At 35.3% G+C, this 16,051-nt stretch carries 17 protein-coding genes; 4 read left to right on the top strand and 13 right to left on the bottom strand.

Annotated elements, in window-relative coordinates:
- The 7 genes from ACFVSH_RS15930 to ACFVSH_RS15900 all read right to left on the bottom strand — a co-directional run.
- Nucleotides 1-553, bottom strand: a 553-nt coding sequence (locus ACFVSH_RS15930; RefSeq protein ID WP_387706820.1) for a VanZ family protein, incomplete at its 3' end; no start/stop codon positions are given.
- 428 nt (nucleotides 554-981) lie between these two features.
- Entirely contained in the window at nucleotides 982-1,314 is a 333-nt protein-coding gene (locus ACFVSH_RS15925) for a hypothetical protein (protein WP_387706818.1), read from the bottom strand.
- A 57-nt stretch (nucleotides 1,315-1,371) separates the two neighbouring features.
- Nucleotides 1,372-1,608: a hypothetical protein gene (locus ACFVSH_RS15920; RefSeq protein WP_387604803.1), complete on the bottom strand. Its 237-nt coding sequence runs from the start codon at nucleotides 1,606-1,608 to the stop codon at nucleotides 1,372-1,374.
- A 212-nt stretch (nucleotides 1,609-1,820) separates the two neighbouring features.
- Nucleotides 1,821-2,870 (bottom strand): MFS transporter, encoded by a 1,050-nt coding sequence (locus ACFVSH_RS15915; protein ID WP_387706822.1) that lies wholly within the window; start codon nucleotides 2,868-2,870, stop codon nucleotides 1,821-1,823.
- Nucleotides 2,871-3,162: 292 nt separating this feature from the next.
- Nucleotides 3,163-3,672: a DoxX family protein gene (locus ACFVSH_RS15910; RefSeq protein ID WP_387604800.1), complete on the bottom strand. Its 510-nt coding sequence runs from the start codon at nucleotides 3,670-3,672 to the stop codon at nucleotides 3,163-3,165.
- Nucleotides 3,673-3,953: 281 nt separating this feature from the next.
- A complete protein-coding gene (locus tag ACFVSH_RS15905) occupies nucleotides 3,954-5,306 on the bottom strand; it encodes an APC family permease (protein ID WP_387706816.1) in 1,353 nt (450 codons plus the stop codon).
- 53 nt (nucleotides 5,307-5,359) lie between these two features.
- Nucleotides 5,360-6,163, bottom strand: coding sequence for a carbon-nitrogen hydrolase family protein (locus tag ACFVSH_RS15900; protein WP_387706814.1), 804 nt, complete (start codon nucleotides 6,161-6,163; stop codon nucleotides 5,360-5,362).
- Nucleotides 6,164-6,414: 251 nt separating this feature from the next.
- Between ACFVSH_RS15900 and ACFVSH_RS15895 the strand changes: the two genes are divergently transcribed.
- Together ACFVSH_RS15895 and ACFVSH_RS15890 are read left to right on the top strand one after the other, a co-directional pair.
- Complete coding sequence (locus ACFVSH_RS15895; protein WP_387706812.1) at nucleotides 6,415-7,632, top strand: sigma-54 interaction domain-containing protein; 1,218 nt, start codon at nucleotides 6,415-6,417, stop codon at nucleotides 7,630-7,632.
- 23 nt (nucleotides 7,633-7,655) lie between these two features.
- Nucleotides 7,656-8,453: a carbon-nitrogen hydrolase family protein gene (locus tag ACFVSH_RS15890; RefSeq protein ID WP_387706810.1), complete on the top strand. Its 798-nt coding sequence runs from the start codon at nucleotides 7,656-7,658 to the stop codon at nucleotides 8,451-8,453.
- Between the two features lie 373 nt (nucleotides 8,454-8,826).
- On the opposite strand, the gene ACFVSH_RS27100 is transcribed toward ACFVSH_RS15890, so the two are convergent.
- A complete protein-coding gene (locus ACFVSH_RS27100) occupies nucleotides 8,827-8,937 on the bottom strand; it encodes an acyl-CoA dehydrogenase family protein (protein WP_483878304.1) in 111 nt (36 codons plus the stop codon).
- 280 nt (nucleotides 8,938-9,217) lie between these two features.
- Between ACFVSH_RS27100 and ACFVSH_RS15885 the strand changes: the two genes are divergently transcribed.
- Complete coding sequence (locus ACFVSH_RS15885; protein WP_387706808.1) at nucleotides 9,218-9,541, top strand: VOC family protein; 324 nt, start codon at nucleotides 9,218-9,220, stop codon at nucleotides 9,539-9,541.
- A 597-nt stretch (nucleotides 9,542-10,138) separates the two neighbouring features.
- On the opposite strand, the gene ACFVSH_RS15880 is transcribed toward ACFVSH_RS15885, so the two are convergent.
- Together ACFVSH_RS15880 and ACFVSH_RS15875 are read right to left on the bottom strand one after the other, a co-directional pair.
- Nucleotides 10,139-10,813, bottom strand: a complete 675-nt coding sequence (locus ACFVSH_RS15880) for a DUF2642 domain-containing protein (protein ID WP_387706806.1) — start codon at nucleotides 10,811-10,813, stop codon at nucleotides 10,139-10,141.
- 28 nt (nucleotides 10,814-10,841) lie between these two features.
- Nucleotides 10,842-12,194, bottom strand: coding sequence for an arsenic transporter (locus ACFVSH_RS15875; protein ID WP_387604844.1), 1,353 nt, complete (start codon nucleotides 12,192-12,194; stop codon nucleotides 10,842-10,844).
- A 585-nt stretch (nucleotides 12,195-12,779) separates the two neighbouring features.
- Here ACFVSH_RS15875 and ACFVSH_RS15870 point away from each other — a divergent pair.
- Nucleotides 12,780-12,938, top strand: a complete 159-nt coding sequence (locus ACFVSH_RS15870; RefSeq protein ID WP_387706824.1) for a hypothetical protein — start codon at nucleotides 12,780-12,782, stop codon at nucleotides 12,936-12,938.
- Between the two features lie 226 nt (nucleotides 12,939-13,164).
- On the opposite strand, the gene ACFVSH_RS15865 is transcribed toward ACFVSH_RS15870, so the two are convergent.
- From ACFVSH_RS15865 to ACFVSH_RS15855, 3 genes are all read right to left on the bottom strand, one after another.
- The gene (locus tag ACFVSH_RS15865; RefSeq protein WP_387706804.1) at nucleotides 13,165-13,524 is read right to left on the bottom strand and encodes an AraC family transcriptional regulator; all 360 of its coding nucleotides are present in this window, start codon (nucleotides 13,522-13,524) and stop codon (nucleotides 13,165-13,167) included.
- A gap of 629 nt (nucleotides 13,525-14,153) precedes the next feature.
- Nucleotides 14,154-14,636, bottom strand: coding sequence for a hypothetical protein (locus ACFVSH_RS15860; RefSeq protein ID WP_387706802.1), 483 nt, complete (start codon nucleotides 14,634-14,636; stop codon nucleotides 14,154-14,156).
- Nucleotides 14,637-15,254: 618 nt separating this feature from the next.
- Entirely contained in the window at nucleotides 15,255-15,740 is a 486-nt protein-coding gene (locus tag ACFVSH_RS15855; protein WP_387706800.1) for a DinB family protein, read from the bottom strand.
- Nucleotides 15,741-16,051: the final 311 nt, after the last annotated feature.

The raw sequence follows: 16,051 nt of genomic DNA, 5'->3' as shown, positions 1-16,051 counted from the left end.
CTATTAAGTTATTATTTTTAAAAACCTTATAAAGTAATTTCCATATTAAGAAACCAATAACAGTACCTAACACGTTAAAAATCAAATCATCAATATCCGCCGCACGATAGTTATAACCAATCCATAAACCTGCTAAAGCTTGAACCAGTTCGATTGATAAACTTGCTAAGAATCCAATGAATATAACTTTTTTTATTGTTTGTATGTTTGTAAAAATCCTTGGTAAAACAAATCCCATAGGGAGAAAAAGAATGATATTACCAACTACTTGTTTTAAAATAATAGTTAAACCAAAACTCATTGCATCATAAAAAATTTTAAATGGAATAAAATTATGTTTTAACCCAAGCTGATCCTCTATCATTGTTTCAATTAAAAATTTCTGAACCGGAAATGGAAATATAGTTACACTAAAAAGGCTGCTTATATAAATAGTGAAAAATAATAGATATACGAAATTTTGTCCAGAGATACGCCTTTTCACAAGTTGAAATATTAAAATTATTAATGATATTGAAATGATTATTATGCTAGGATATAAAGCTGTTAACATAGTTAGTTTTCTCCAATTTGTTTTATTTATTTTTATAATACCAAATTTTCCATATAGCAGGGCCAATTTATTTCACTAAACTGCCCCGTTAGTTCATTAAGAAAAAGGCCTAGGAGGAAAGAAAAGAATTAGCTATTTCCTGATAACATAACTAAGTCATACAAGTTATTTACAACCTTCCTCATTCTCCAAGCTATTATTGCTGAACTAATTGCAATTACAGCTAAAACTCATAACTTTTATTAACTCTAATTTGCCTTTATCCACCTATATCTCTCCTCAACCTGTACTATTTATGAGTATATATTCTTCAACGATAATAAATAATCCTTGTGCAACTAACCTGCCCCTTTAGTGCCATAAGAAAAGAGCTGCCTTAAAGACAGCTCCGATCTTCAGCTAACGCACCCGTTAGTTCTTTAAAAATGTTACGAACCAACATATATCAAAAATAATGCGAACCATATAACCGCAAAACTAAAATCTAATAACATCTGCTTCTTATTTTCCTTTTTAAAAATACTTTCAATTCCATCTATTATTGAACCAATTCCAGCTAAAAGAATTATATATTTTATGAAATTCAAATTAAAATCGTTAATTAAACTAAATATTAAAATTAATACCATTGCTATTACCATTAAATATCTAATCAGTATAAATGGTTTAGTACTTGGTTTAGTACTTTCTCTTTTTTTAAAAAACAATCCCATTACAAAACACCGCCTAACTAATTGACTATCCTGCCCCGTTAGTTCCATAAGAAAAAGCTGCCTTAAAGACAGCTCCGATCTTCAGCTAACGCACCTGTTAGTTATTTAATTTTTTGAGATTCTAAATTTCTTTTGAGAAAGAAAATAAGCTACTGTAGCAGTTAGCAATGTTACCAGTAATGGAATTGAAGACGTACCAAACACTACTTCTTGACTTAAATTACCCTCTATGGAAGAAAAATCGGGAGTATAAGAAGCAGTAAGAATCAAACCTGATCCTATTTGAAATGCCATATATAACATTACGAAATTAATTAAAAACACAAGATACTTTTTCAACATCGTCACCCCCATTTACCTTATTTTACCACATTTAAGAAGACTCTGATCCTAAGCTAAAGCACCCGTTAGTTCATTAAGAAAGGCGATTCTTATTAAAGAATCGGGCCCTTTAATGGAAGCATATTCATTTTTTTGTTAATAATTTGCCTAACTACTTATGTGCTATATAAGAGCAGCCTCGATATGTAAGCATGCTATCAATCATTTAAGTTCTATGTTGCTTTTCTTACGTTAATAGAGAGCATTCTAAATAACAAAATAGATGCAATCAAAGCGATGATCCCATTAATAAGGAATGAAACTTCAGCGCCAAATATCTGCCATAACAAACCTGTAAGCAAAGAAGCCGGAAATAGACCAATCCCCGTAATCATAGCATAGAAACCAAGTGCAGTTCCTTTACTTTCTGGATTGGATATATCAGCAATCAGCGCCTTTTCAACCCCTTTAGTAAAGGCTGAATATAGCCCATATAATGTAAATAGACCTATTAAACCAATCGTTGTATTTACTTCCGCAAAACCAATATATACAAATCCATATAACGCATATCCTACAGTTAGTATACCTCTTCGTCCGTATCGATCTGAGAACGCTCCGGAAATATATGAAAATAAAGACGCAGTAAGGTGAAAGAGTAGATATAATAATAGAACATTTGCAGTAGAAACTCCCAAATCTGCTGCTCTTAGTAAAAGAAACGAATTTGATGAATTAACAATAGTAAAGAGAAATACAATAAATAACAATTTTTTCACATTCGGATTTAGAAGTTTCACGTCAAGTTTAGATTTCGTGGCAGGCGGCATTTCTTTAACTATTGGTTCATACTTTCTTTCCTTTATGCCCAATAACAGTAACCAACCAATAATTACAGGGATTAAAGAATACAGGAAAACATCATGAAAGTTTTGATTTCCATTCATTCGTAATATGAAATAAGCAGCTCCAATCCCGATGGAAGCACCTAACATATCCATCATTTGATGTAATCCGAAAACTCTTCCTTGTTTATTTTTTCCTCCTGACTCGGATATAAGAGCATCTCTTGGAGCCGTCCGTATCCCTTTTCCCGTACGATCTATCAGTTTCCATATGAAAACGCCGACCCAGGAACTTGAAATAATCAAAGATATTCTTCCTAAACCTGATAAGCCATAACCAAACAAAGCAAACCCTTTTCTATTTTTCCGACGATCCGAACGACGACCAGAGAAAAATTTCAAAAAACTTGCCAAGGTTTCTGATAAACCATCTACAATCCCAATAATTTAAGGGCCTGACGAAGCAAGAAGAATTGGGATTAAAGGCGTCACCATATAAGTTCCCATATCTGTAAAGAAACTAACGAAGCTTAATATCCAAATGTTACTGTTTTTCAATTCGAAACCGCCCCTTAAAAATTAATTGCTGATAATCAGCTCCTGGTAATGCCTAAAGCACCCATTAAATCATTTAGGCTTATTGTAGAGTTGGCACATACTGTGCGCTATATCGGCAAAAAAAAGGTCAGGACCACTATCCCGACCTCTTTTTTTAATACTCTACTCTTTGTTAAGCTACATTTTTTACCTCTCTTGTTCTGTTAGCAAATAGTTTTTCTTTAAGGGTATGTATAATCATACCATCTACCCCATATCTTCCTGCATTCATAGCAGAAACAAGGATAAACATGGATAATAGAACAAGTTGTGGATTGGTACTTGTCGTGCCACTAAACAAATAAGAGAAGTTCATAACCAGACCAAAAAAGACAGCTGTTTTAGTGAAACAACCCAGCAATAAACCTATCCCGACGAGGAATTCTCCCCAAGGTACTAACGTATTGAATATCTCGACATTAGGAATGGCTACATTTTCAAGGAATGCAACCCACCATCCCTGAACAGCCGGATGATCTCCAGTCGAATTTGCCAACGCACCCTGTAAGAAACCAGAAGCATCAAATTGTCCGCCTGTTAACTTCCCCCAGCCAGCCATAACCCACGTATATCCGAGATACACACGTAACACAGCCAAAAGAATGGAGACATTTTTGTTAAGCTTTAAAAGATCAATAAACATACTTTTCCTCCCTATAATTAAAAAATAATGACTAGGAGATATAATAACACAATTGAAAACGATTTTCATTATCAATTATGTAAATATTATATAAATAATCTCAATCAAAAAAGTTCGTAAAAGTGTACTTTTACGAACGGGGTATATAGCTACTTTTAACAGCTCAACCGAACAATTTCGATCCTGTTTTTTCGAGTTACAGGGATACCATATGGGATACCCTCTTTCATAAAAAACAATGAATTGTCCATCGCCATATTATTATCACGCATAATTATAATTTAAACTGCTTCTTCCGCTTCTTCAAAATTTATTTCTGGCGGTTGCTTTTTAAAAAATTTTGTTAAGAACAGCAAATAAATAAAACCGATAGCTGCCCAGAGACTGCCAAGTATTAAAGCGTTTTTATCCAGGTTCAAAAACAACCAAATATCAAGGGAAGCTCCGATGGCAGGTAAGAGTAAATAAAGCACAAAATGTTTCCCTCCGCGTTTTTTTCCTTTCACATAATAATGGGTAATGACAGAAAGATTTACAAATATAAAAGTAGCAAAAGCTCCAAAGTTAATAAAAGAAGTTGAGGTCGTAATATCAAAGGTCAAAGCTAATAAAGCAATACAGCCAATAAAAAATAAATTAAACACGGGTGTACGGGATGCTGGATGAATATATCCGAAAAGCTTTTTTGGAAGAACAGAATCTCTTCCCATTGCGAGCATAAGACGAGCCGCACTTGTTTGAGCCGTTAAACCGGAAGCAAATTGTGCAATGATTAATCCTGCGAGGAAAAGGGCACTAAATAAATTTCCACCAATTAGACGGGCAATCTCAAAAGCTGCGGAATCAATATTTTGAAATTCTGTATAGTGGGGGAAAACAAGATAAAGAAAGTAAGAGGAGAGGATGAAAATCCCTCCACCGATAAACGTAATGAGCAAAATCGCTTTTGGAATTGTTTTTTTCGGATTGATCGTTTCTTCGGAAAGAGTGGAAACTGCATCAAACCCTAAAAATGAGTAGCAAGCTACAGAGGCTCCTGCCAATAATAGGGAGAACGATGCATCACCGCTCATAAATGGCTCCATAGAAAACAGCGTTCCTACTCCCGTGCCTTGGATAATATTCACGGAACACAAAACCAGAAATAGGACAAGAACAAGCAATTGAAAAGCCATCATTAAAAGATTTACATTCTTCATCACTTTTGTTCCAATTAAATTAATCGTTGTGGTGAGCACTATAAAGGCAACGATCCATACCCAAGATGGAACAGATGGAAAAGCGGCGTTCAAGTAAACGCTTCCAATCAACCAGATTACCATCGGCAAAAATAAATAATCCAATAAAACGGACCATCCTATAAGAAAGCCGAGTTGCGGGCTAATTGATTTCCTTGTATACGTATAGGCGGATCCTGAAACAGGATAGGCTTTCACCATTTCACCATAGCTGTAAGCAGTGAAGAGCATAGCGGTTAAAGCAATGATATAGGCAACAGGTACAATGCCTTTTGTTAGCTCAGCCATTACCCCGTATGTCCCAAAGACAACCATCGGTGTCATGTAAGCAAGACCAAATAATATAACATGCGACAATGTTAATGTTCGTTTAAATGAAACACGTTTCTTTTCCATTTGAAATCCTCCTTTTCGTTTAAATAGCCTTGTTCTTTTAGAAGAGACCGTTTTTAGGATCGGACAGACGTTTGATGTAAATCGGTCAATTTCGAGTAGATTTGTTTGTTCACATTGCCAATATAATTCAACCGGGGATCTTTTTTTGGTTTTACGTCAATGTCCTCGGAAACGATACCTTCCTTACCTTTTGCATCAACCATCACACGGCCTGTATGATCAACAATCATGCTGCTACCGAAAAACTCTAACTCTTCTTCTCTTCCAAGTCTGTTACAAATGGCAATAGGTATTTCATTTTCAATTGCCCGGCTTTTTAAGAAAATGGATTGTGCTTCTTCGTATGGTTTCATATTGGCTGTAGTAATAAAGAGAATTTCAGCTCCGCTTGTTCGTAAAATTCTTGCCACTTCCGGAAATTCAAGGTCATAACAGATCATCATCCCGACTTTTCCAAATTTGGTAGAAAAAACAGGGTAATCCGTTCCTCTTGAAAAATAGTCTGTTTCTGTATCGAATAAATGTGTTTTTCGATACTTTCCGAGAATGTCTCCATTTTCATCAATATAAAGAACAGATATATAGTAAAACTCCTTTTCTCTTTCAGGAAAGGAAAGAACCAGTGCGAGCGACATTTCTTTGCAAATTGCCTGTAATGATCGAATGCTTGGACCGTTCTCCTCTTCCGCAAATTTGCTAACATCTTCTTTTAACAAATAACCTGTCAAAGCCAACTCTGGAAACACAATCACATCGGCCTCAGCTGTTTTGGCTTCCTTCATATAGGCTTCTATTTTTTGTAAATTCCCTTGTTTATCTTTTAGCTTTGGTTGGAACTGTGCTAATGAAATTTTCATTTGAATCACCCTTTCTACTTTATTTAATTGCAAGTATTATGCCAATTATTGAAATATTGATTTATTAAATGATGAATGCTTTAATAAAAGAAAAACGATGAATATATTCATCTAAATACATAAAACACTTTCATCTTTGATGAATAAAATCATCAAAGATAAATCTTCGCATCATTGAAAGGAGTGGGCAACTATTGGAGCAAAGGAATAGTTTTAGCTGTTTACTAAATGATCAGGGGGTAATTATCAAGATGTTTGGGGATATGAGTAAAGTGCTGGAGGAAAGCAGCCATCTGCTAGCAGAAGGAATTAACTTTACCCATGTGAAATGGCAAGACCTTTTTCTTGGAGGATATGACCTGAAGCAAGACGTCCAGCTTCTTCAAACTCTGCGGGGGACAAGTGTGATTGTTCATTCCATTTCTCTTTTACTTCATGATGCTTCAAAGAAAAACAAGTTGGTTACCTTTATTAATTTATCGAGCGTTAATTTGTTGGTCTCCAAGCAAAAACGACCAGTATCCGAGTTAATTATTAATTCCCCGTCCATGCAAAAAATCATCAATATCATTGAAAAGGTATCTGATGTGAATTCTACCGTTTTGCTGTTGGGAGAATCAGGAGTTGGCAAAAGTGCGATTGCTAAACTGATACATCAAAAGAGCACAAGGAATAAAGGTCCTTTCATCTCCATCAATTGCAGTACGCTGCCTGAAAATTTGGTGGAGTCTGAGCTGTTTGGATACGAAGCCGGCACATTTACAGGCGGAAAAAATAAAGGGAAAACGGGTTTGTTTCAAGCAGCTGAAAAGGGAACCATTTTTCTTGATGAAATAGCAGAATTACCGCTGAATGCTCAGGCAAAATTGCTTGATGTTATTCAGGAAAATCGAATTCGGAAAGTGGGAGCGACGACGTTTCAAATGATTGATGTCCGTCTCATCGCAGCAACAAATAAAAACCTTTCCACTTTAGTCGAAAAGCAACAGTTTCGAGAAGATTTATTTTATCGATTAAACGTAATTCCATTAACTATTCCGCCTTTAAGAGAGAGGAAAGAGAGCATACCTAAACTTGCTCAAAATTTCTTGGATAATTTCAACCGGAAATATAACCGAAACTACATGTTGGATCAGGAATTGTTGGAAGGGTTTATGGATGCTGATTGGCCAGGAAATGTCCGGGAGCTGGAGAATACAATAGAAAGGCTTGTGGTTACCAATTTTTCAGTCTTAGATACGCCATCCCATGGCAAGGAAAGCAACCTGCCTCCTTTCACCTACAATCCTGATCGCTATCGGAACGCTGCTTCCTTTTCTTCTTTAAAAGAAGCAAAAGAAGCGCTCGAAAAGGATCTTATTTTACAAACTTATCATGTTTTTCAAAACACATATAAAACGGCTCAGTACTTAAATGTTGATCAATCAACGATTTCAAAAAAACTAAAAAAATATAATAGTGAAAATTGATCTGACTATAGGAGGAAAGTAAAATGGCCAGGCCACTTCGTATAGCACTTGCCCAATTAAAGTGTGAACTGTTGAATAAAGGATACAACTTGAAAAGATCTTTAGAAACGATAAAAGAAGCAAAACAAAAACATGCAGATTATGTGCTCTTTCCGGAATTGTTTTTAACAGGGTATACTATGAATGAACAAATTAAAGATTTAGGGGAAACAGTCGAAGGAGAGAGTGTGCAAGCAATTTGTGCCTGTGCAAGGGAGTATCAAATAGGCGTCATCTTTGGATTTCCAGAAAAACAAGAAGATTGTCTTTATAACTCGGCTGTGTTCATTAATAAAAACGGAGAGATTGTCGATGTGTACAGAAAAACGCACCTTTATCATGAAGAACAAAAGCACTTTACAGCAGGAGACCATTGTGCGGTGATTGAGGCCCCGGAAGGCAAATTCGGTTTATTGATCACCTATGATCTCGAGTTTCCCGAAATGGCGCGCTTGCTGGCACTGCAAGGAGCGGAAATCATCTTTATTTTGTCCGCCAATATGGTTCCCTACCAAATATATCAACATGCTTTTGTTCATTCTAGGGCTATTGAAAACCATATATTTACTGCAGTGACAAATAAAGTAGGGTTGCATATTGATAACATCTTTTTTGGTGAAAGTCAGGTTGTTGCGCCGGATGGGAAAACAGTATACAAGGCAGGTAACAATGAAATACTGCCTGTGGTTGAAATTGATTTGGAAGAGAACGAACGGTCGAAAGGAATTTTGAATTATTTGTCCAACAGAAGGCCGGAATTTTATCGCGGCCATGGTTTATAAACCAAAGACACTTGGGTGGAATTAATTTGGTGGGCAACCAAGTGCATATATGCTACTAGGCTTTTCCATGATAGGGTACGTGTTACTTAATATAGCAATTATGATTAGCCTCAGTTCGTTTAGCGAGCAATACTGGAAGACTGTATGCGCAATTCACGAAGAATATTCGTGAAGGTATACACTTTACGCCTTATTTCACCATGCTCTGGCTCATGACAAGCTTCTTGATAAACTTGAAACATCTTCGCACTGGAACGGAACAGAAATTAGAATAAACCAATATAAATAGAAGTGTAAGATAGAGAAACTGCCTAGGTAACATTGGGTAGTTTTTTCGATCACATCGTAAAGCATGCAATGTGCGGCGTAAATTTCAGTCGCCATCTCCGCTAACATATGTTGATGCTTGAAATTCTCCAATCGGCCGACCAAACTGGACCCGATGCTTGGCATGATCAATGGATAAGTTTAAAATCCGCTGCAGATCCGCGTGCTCTAATGTAATAGGGGTCCCGTTTTAAAAATACGGCTTTACAACGCTAAGCTATGATAAGCACTTAAAAATGTTTGATACTACAACGTTAAGCAAAAAAAAATCTCGAAAAAGATAGTAAATGAATTTAGAGAAATGAGGAATAAAAAATGAAAAATGAACTTTTCCAAGGAACAATTGATCACACTGGAATCGTAGTACCAAATCTTAGTGAAGCAGTTACATTTTTACAGAAGTTTTAAATTTCGAAGTATTATTTCAAGCTCTATCTATGAAGTTTAAGGACGACCGTTTAAAACAAAGCTTCGGTGTTCATGAAAAAGCATTTGTAGAAGGCGCTGCTTTTCTTCAATATAGCGGAAAGAAAATAGAGCTTGTTCAATGGACCGGCCCTGAACAAAACGCTGGGCCAAAACCAGCTGATATTGGTACAGCTCATTTAGCAATTTCAGTAACAGACCTTAAAAAAGCCTATACTTATTTTGAAAATATTCCTGGTGTAACAGTTAGAGTATTTAGTCCAATCGGCTTCTTCTATATTACGAGTCCATGGGGGCTTGAAATCCAAATTGTGGGTACAGAGCTACCAAAATAGCTTTATTCATTGTATATATATTAAAGTTTTTTATTAATAACGTTCCCAAATGAAAGTTAGGAAAGATATAACAACCCAAGAAATGTTGTTTTCATAGCATTTCTTGGGTTTTCCATTAGGGGTTTTAATTGAAAAGCGATATTAAACAATCGGGTGCGTTAGTTCATTAACAGGGTTGCTGCGGCAGCCTTTTTCTTATGGCACTAACGGGGCAGTTTAGTTGAAGATAAATGCATAAATATTTAAATACGAGGGATTTTCAAAAGTTATTTTATTGGGTGTGCCAATTAGGATTGACTTAATTAATTTAGGGGAGATAATACATGAGAATAGAAATACAAAATATTTTCTACCTTAAACAAAATTCAACCAAACAACATATAATAACAATATGTGGTACACCATAAAGAAGATCGTGACTCAAACGTCACGATCTAACAAACAATTATAGAAGTAATTGAGTAATCCATCCTCGTCAGCAAAAACAGGGTGGATTATTCTTTTTGTTTATTTTGTTTGCTCATGTGAACATCACCTACCTACTTATTCTTGTTTAAAGATGAGTTTATTAAGTTCCTTATTAATTACATAAGGTATTTACGGTAATTGTATTGTTTTGATATGCTCTAAATTCCGATAAACCGTTTCCCCTTCAGCTGTTATCAGCATCATTTTGTTATTTCGAACCTTTTGGAGTAAGCCAATTTTTTCAGTATGGTCTCCACCATCAATAATTACTAGTTGATTTTCCAATCTTTTCAACTGTTCATAAAAGGATCTGGATAAAGGAGTGGATATAGGAACAAGGGGTAGATTTTCCTTGTTTAAAGAATACGGTATTGTATTAGGAGAATACGGAATTAGCCACTTAACATGATTCATCGAAATAAACATTGTTTTGTACACTGGGGAGTAAAAGACAAAATAATCGTTCATAATGCTGGTTAAATAACCATGAATGGATTTATTCCCTGTGACGTAGACCTTGACAAACAAACCTTTAGCAATAGTTAATACTTTACGAAACGAAATGGTATCAGCTTCAATTGGTTTTTCTAAAGGAGGGTTAAAAGAGGTATATTCTTCATCTAAACTGGCTTTTTTCCATCTTTGAACATGAACAAATGGAATGTAGAGGAATGAATTTGTCCTGCAATCGTTTAAAACAATGATGTCCAACCCAGCATCTATTAGGATTCCCTTGCGGAATTCTCCTCCAGAAATTTCCACTTCGATATATTTTCCCATTAAATCTACAAAATCAGAAAGCATATTTATTCTCCTTTTTCCTCATATTGTTTTATCCTTTAAGTGCTCCACCAAAGAGCCAAGAAACCCAATAATATAAAACCACTAATGTGAATAATACAGTAGGCGGTATAACGACAGCTGTTACTTTTATATATTCCCACCATGTGATTCTTACTTTTCCACGCTTTACAATGTGCATCCACATCAGCGTAGCCAACGTTCCCATTGGAAGTAGTAAGGAACCCATGTCGCTGCCAATAACGTTGGCCAGATAGGCGATTTTCAAGGAGAGTAAATCTAGATTCATTTCCGTTAACGTGAGGGTTCCAATCATGAGTGCAGGGTGATTATTAAAAATATTTGAGAGTACTGATAGAAGTACGCCCATCATCACACTTGCATTGAGCAGGCTTCCAGACACCATTGGACGCATAAATTGGATCAACCAGTCTGTTAGACCGATATTATTCAGACCGTAAATAATCACATACATACTAAAAGCGAACACGATAATATACCACGGCGTTTTTTTCAGCATATCGGTTGGAGGTATTTTTAAATAAGCCCATCTCCATCCTAAAAGGACCAGAGAGCCAATTACAGCCATAAGAGAAACTGGAATGGAAAGAAACGAAGCTACAAATAGACTGACACGGACTGCAAATACAAACAGCAGGACGTTTCGCATAAACCTTGAACGTTCCTTCTCTGAACCATGTTTCATAGGACTTGGCTTAAGTGGATGGTAAGAAGGGTGTGACCGTCCAGTAATCTTAGTAGGAACGGTTTTCGGTAAGACTTTTTTGAAGCGAAGGAACAAGAGCCAAGTCAGCAATAGTAAACCAAGCGTGGCAGGAACAAACATCATCGCCGTATGCAAATATAAGCTCATATGCACGATTTTTAGAGCAATCAGATTGACAATGTTACTTACACCTATTGGAGCACTCGAAGCAGTAGCAATTAAGGCTCCAGACAGCAAATACGGAATTTTTTGATGGTTTTTTAAGCCCATGTTGTTTAATAACATGACTAGAATTGGGGTTGTAATTAAGATACTTCCATCGTTATTGAAAAAGAGTGTCATGAGAAAACATAAAAGATTGACATACCAAAATAATCTGATACCAGACCCATTTGCTTTTTCCGCAAGCTTCTCTGCCACCCAGTTAAAGAATCCAAAACTCTCTAAGACAATCGCCATTACAATCGTTGCCATAATAGTTATCGCAGCACCGCTTATCGTTTCTGCAATTAAACCCAGGTCTGATAGAGAAACACTTCCACTGAGTATGACAATAATCGCACCTATCGTGGCAGGTATAGCTTCATTAATGCCTCTAGGCCTCCAAAGAATCAATCCGAGGGTAACCAAAAAAGATAAAACGGTTATCCAAACCATCGGTTGCATATTTTTCTCCTTCTTTCTAGCTAGTTTTTCATGATGTTTTCATGAGACGACCTAACCCCTTTATTGAGCATGTCCACTCTTGTCCCTCCCTTCCATCTATCCCTCTTGTGATGTTGTACTGTATTTTATGTATCACGATTAAGAAAGGCTTTAGGTTTGTACCCGTTTTTCCGAAAAATCCTCTAGAGTCTAAAACAACGATTCAAGTAATTACACATGTCAAGATAGAAGAACATACCTAATTACAAGAATTAAACCTTATTATTAAATTGAAGTAGTTTCTAATGGCAAAAATAAAAAGCGATGCTAAGTAAGCGTCGCCCGATATGGTTTATCCTATTTTTACCTTCTGCTTATGGCTTTAAGTAGTCATGGAATTTTCTAGTTGGAATATCAGGGTGCGTTAGCTTAGAATCAGAACTGTCTTTAAGGCAGCTTTTTCTTATGGAACTAAAGGGGCAGCATTCCTGTAATAACTGAAAATGAGGTTTGAACGAAAAAAGACCTCTTGATAAGATGAATGTGTCCTGAGCTGGCCAGCTAAAAAGGACAATACATCTATTTGGAGGTCTAACAATGAATTATAAACAAAATCATAAAATCTCTCAAATTACTTCTGAAACCTTAATTGTCGGAGTAGATATAGCCAAGCACAATCATGCCGCGAGTCACGCCAAGGTAGGTAGCACCCCACGAGGCTCTGTTTTCATTTATCCTGCTGAGTCCCAGCAATGAAATTTAATGTTTAATAAACCTTCAGCTTGTCCAATTATTTCATCGTTTATCGGATATTTAATACGTTTGAATTTTGTATCTTCATTCCAAAAACCCTGACCATCATAATAGTTCCTTTTCTTCAAAGACTTCACCTTCTACAATTATTTCTTTACCATCACTATACTCAATATTCCTTCAGGATCTAAACTGCCCCGTTTGTTGAAGAAGATTTTTGATTTGTCTTTTAAGCTTGAATTGGTATATAAATCTGTACTTCTTCATCTCCTTCCCCCATAAGGTGATATGTCTCGATAATATAAGAATCGAGATCTCTTTGATAACCTTCTTCTACTGCCCAATTCAATAAATTTAAATGAAGTTCTCCCAAATTAGATATATTTCCTCTTGTAGTTATGTAACTTTTATTTATTTCAATATAATCCATTCCTGTTGGTACTTCATTTAATTTCTCACTCACAATTAACCCTACATAATAATGACCTATCCTATGCTCCTCATCCTTTTTAGGCTCAAATAATGCAATTTCGGTCTCTGTTGGATTTAGTATTTCATTTGAGCGACTTAATAGTTGCTTTGCAAGCAAGGGTACTTCATTACCAAAGTTAACAAACTCCCCACTACCTTTTAATCAAACAAGCTTAAATTCTTTTTTAACCATCATAAACGACATATTAACCTCTCCTTTTCACATAAAAAATTCCATAATATTCTAATTTTATTTGTTCAACAAAAAATCCTTACTTCCTGCATTGAAGTAAGGATTTCATACTGATTTCTGCAACTGTTATTCAACTAAACTGCCCCTTTAGTTGCATAAAGAAAGAGTTGCCTTAAAGACAGCTCCGATCTTCAGCTAACGCACCCGTTAGTTCAATAAAGGCTAATAAATTTTTTCTAAATTTTTAGTGAGTCTGATAATCCAATACAATACTATCCACGGAAGTATGAACTTTGTAGCCCATTCAATAACAATAGGAATTAAATATGATGAGTTTATATTGAATAACGGAAGTATTAGCCAAAGTACCAATAAAACTATGATACCAATAATTAAATTTTTCATTTAGATAGCCCCCTATAATCTCATATTACCACAATAACCCATTATTCTTCTTCAACTAACCTGCCCCGTTAGTGGCATAAGGCTGCCGCAACAACCCTTATTATTAAGTAAAGCACTTGTTAGTTCCGTAAAGTTTATATTCGTCTCCTTTATTGATTTTTTATTACTTCGTCTACATAGTTTAAAAGAGTTTTATATTTAGACTCTCCATTAAGATATTGTATAGCTTCATAAATCGGACATATCACTTTGTCTAATTTTTTTGAGTAAAGAACACTTTCGCTTTCTACACTCAACATATAGTTATCTAAATGAATCGTATTTTCTTGGATAGATTTAAACTCAAACCAATTATATTGCCCGTTTGTATGGTTTTTAATAACTTCTCCTAGATAGTCTCCGATTCGTACGGGAAAATTATCTGGATGATCTTTTAAAAGCTGCTGACCAAAGTCTGTATGCATTAATCTATAAGCATACTCATCAACCAAGCGAACACTTTCTATTGAAAGATTCAAATTATTTTTTGTAAGGTTTGCTTGGTCCCATTTTTCAGATGATACATCTTTATATAATAATTCCGCCATAAACTTTATGTTATTTTTAATTAATTTTCGCTTTTTAAAAAACATCTATCTCTCCTCTTTCTACAAACCCGTATTTAGTATACAGCTTATTCAACTATCCTGCCCCGTTAGTTCATTAAAGGTTTTTCACTTCATTTTCTTATGTATAATAATGTAAAAAATTACATATTAAAAAGACTGCCAATTGACGGACTTTTTCCTAAACATTTAGTTCTAGATGTGTTCCTTGAGTTTCTTGATTTTAAAACCAAGGAACACTATTACACATACAATATAAATCCCAAGATATACAGAAGGTAACTTTTCTGAAATCATCCAATAAGTACTAAAGGCGATTAATAATATATACATTAGAAAATCAAAAATTTTAGATTTCATAGATTATTCTCCGATCATAGTATTAATAGTATTAATTTTAAAAATTTATACCATTATTATACAACGTCTTCTTAACAAAACTGAATAAGCGTATTTTTCACCTTCACTTGAATGTGCGTTTATGATAAGAATCATACGTTCAAAAGGCCGCCAATTGACGGCCTTCTTATGGCTCTAACGCACCCGTTAGTTTAAGTACAATTCTTCACAAACTCATATTCCTCCACAAAACTCACCTGCCGCTTAACATGGAAAAGGCGATTTCTTAATTAATTTCTATTTGTATTATTTATTTGAGTGTGAGGAAAGACCCCGACCTATAAGGTTTGCAGAAACAGGGTTTTTTCCTAATTCCCTTGCCCAAATTGATAATTGTCCTATATGGTGAATTTCGTGAGCAATGGCATGTCGCATGATTTCACCCCAAGTATCCGTCACAATTCTTCCATCTGGCAATGTATCGTAAAATAATTGATTTTTCATACTAGCATCCCAGTTGTTCACAAATTTCCCCACTTCTAAATGAAATTCAGCATCCAATTGTCGAACCTTGTTCAAGCTTTTATAGCTATCGAAACTCTCCTGAAAGTCAGTTTTACCTTGTAAGAGACGTATCCAGCTCCATTCGACATCAACAATATGGAAAAGTGTATGCAATATACTTCCCATTCCACCCGTTCGGTTCCGCAGAAGTTCTTCTTCACTTAACTCTTCACACCAACGATACCAGTCTTCTCTAACCATCCAGTTATATCTAAAAAAAGTTTGCAAAAATTCCCCTCCCCATTTAGAAAATAATTAGCTGTTAAATTACTATAAGACCAATACCAAACATTGTTAATATTACTATTTCTATAAACATAAATTGAATTCCTTCTTCAACTAACCTGCCCCGATAGTTCCATAAAGAAAAGGCTGCCTTAAAGACAGCTCCAATCTTCAGCAAACGCACCTGTTAGCTGAATAAGATATTTCCTTTATATTAATTCACTTTAAGGATGTTTAAATGTTTCGTTGTAGAAATTAATGGAGTTAGTATAGTTTCATGGACACATTTTAGTTAAGTCCTTACAATGATTTTT

Source organism: Peribacillus sp. NPDC058002, from assembly GCF_042886655.1.
GTDB classification, from domain to species: Bacteria; Bacillota; Bacilli; order Bacillales; family DSM-1321; genus Peribacillus; species Peribacillus aracenensis.
This window is presented reverse-complemented; position numbering and strand designations above follow the sequence as displayed.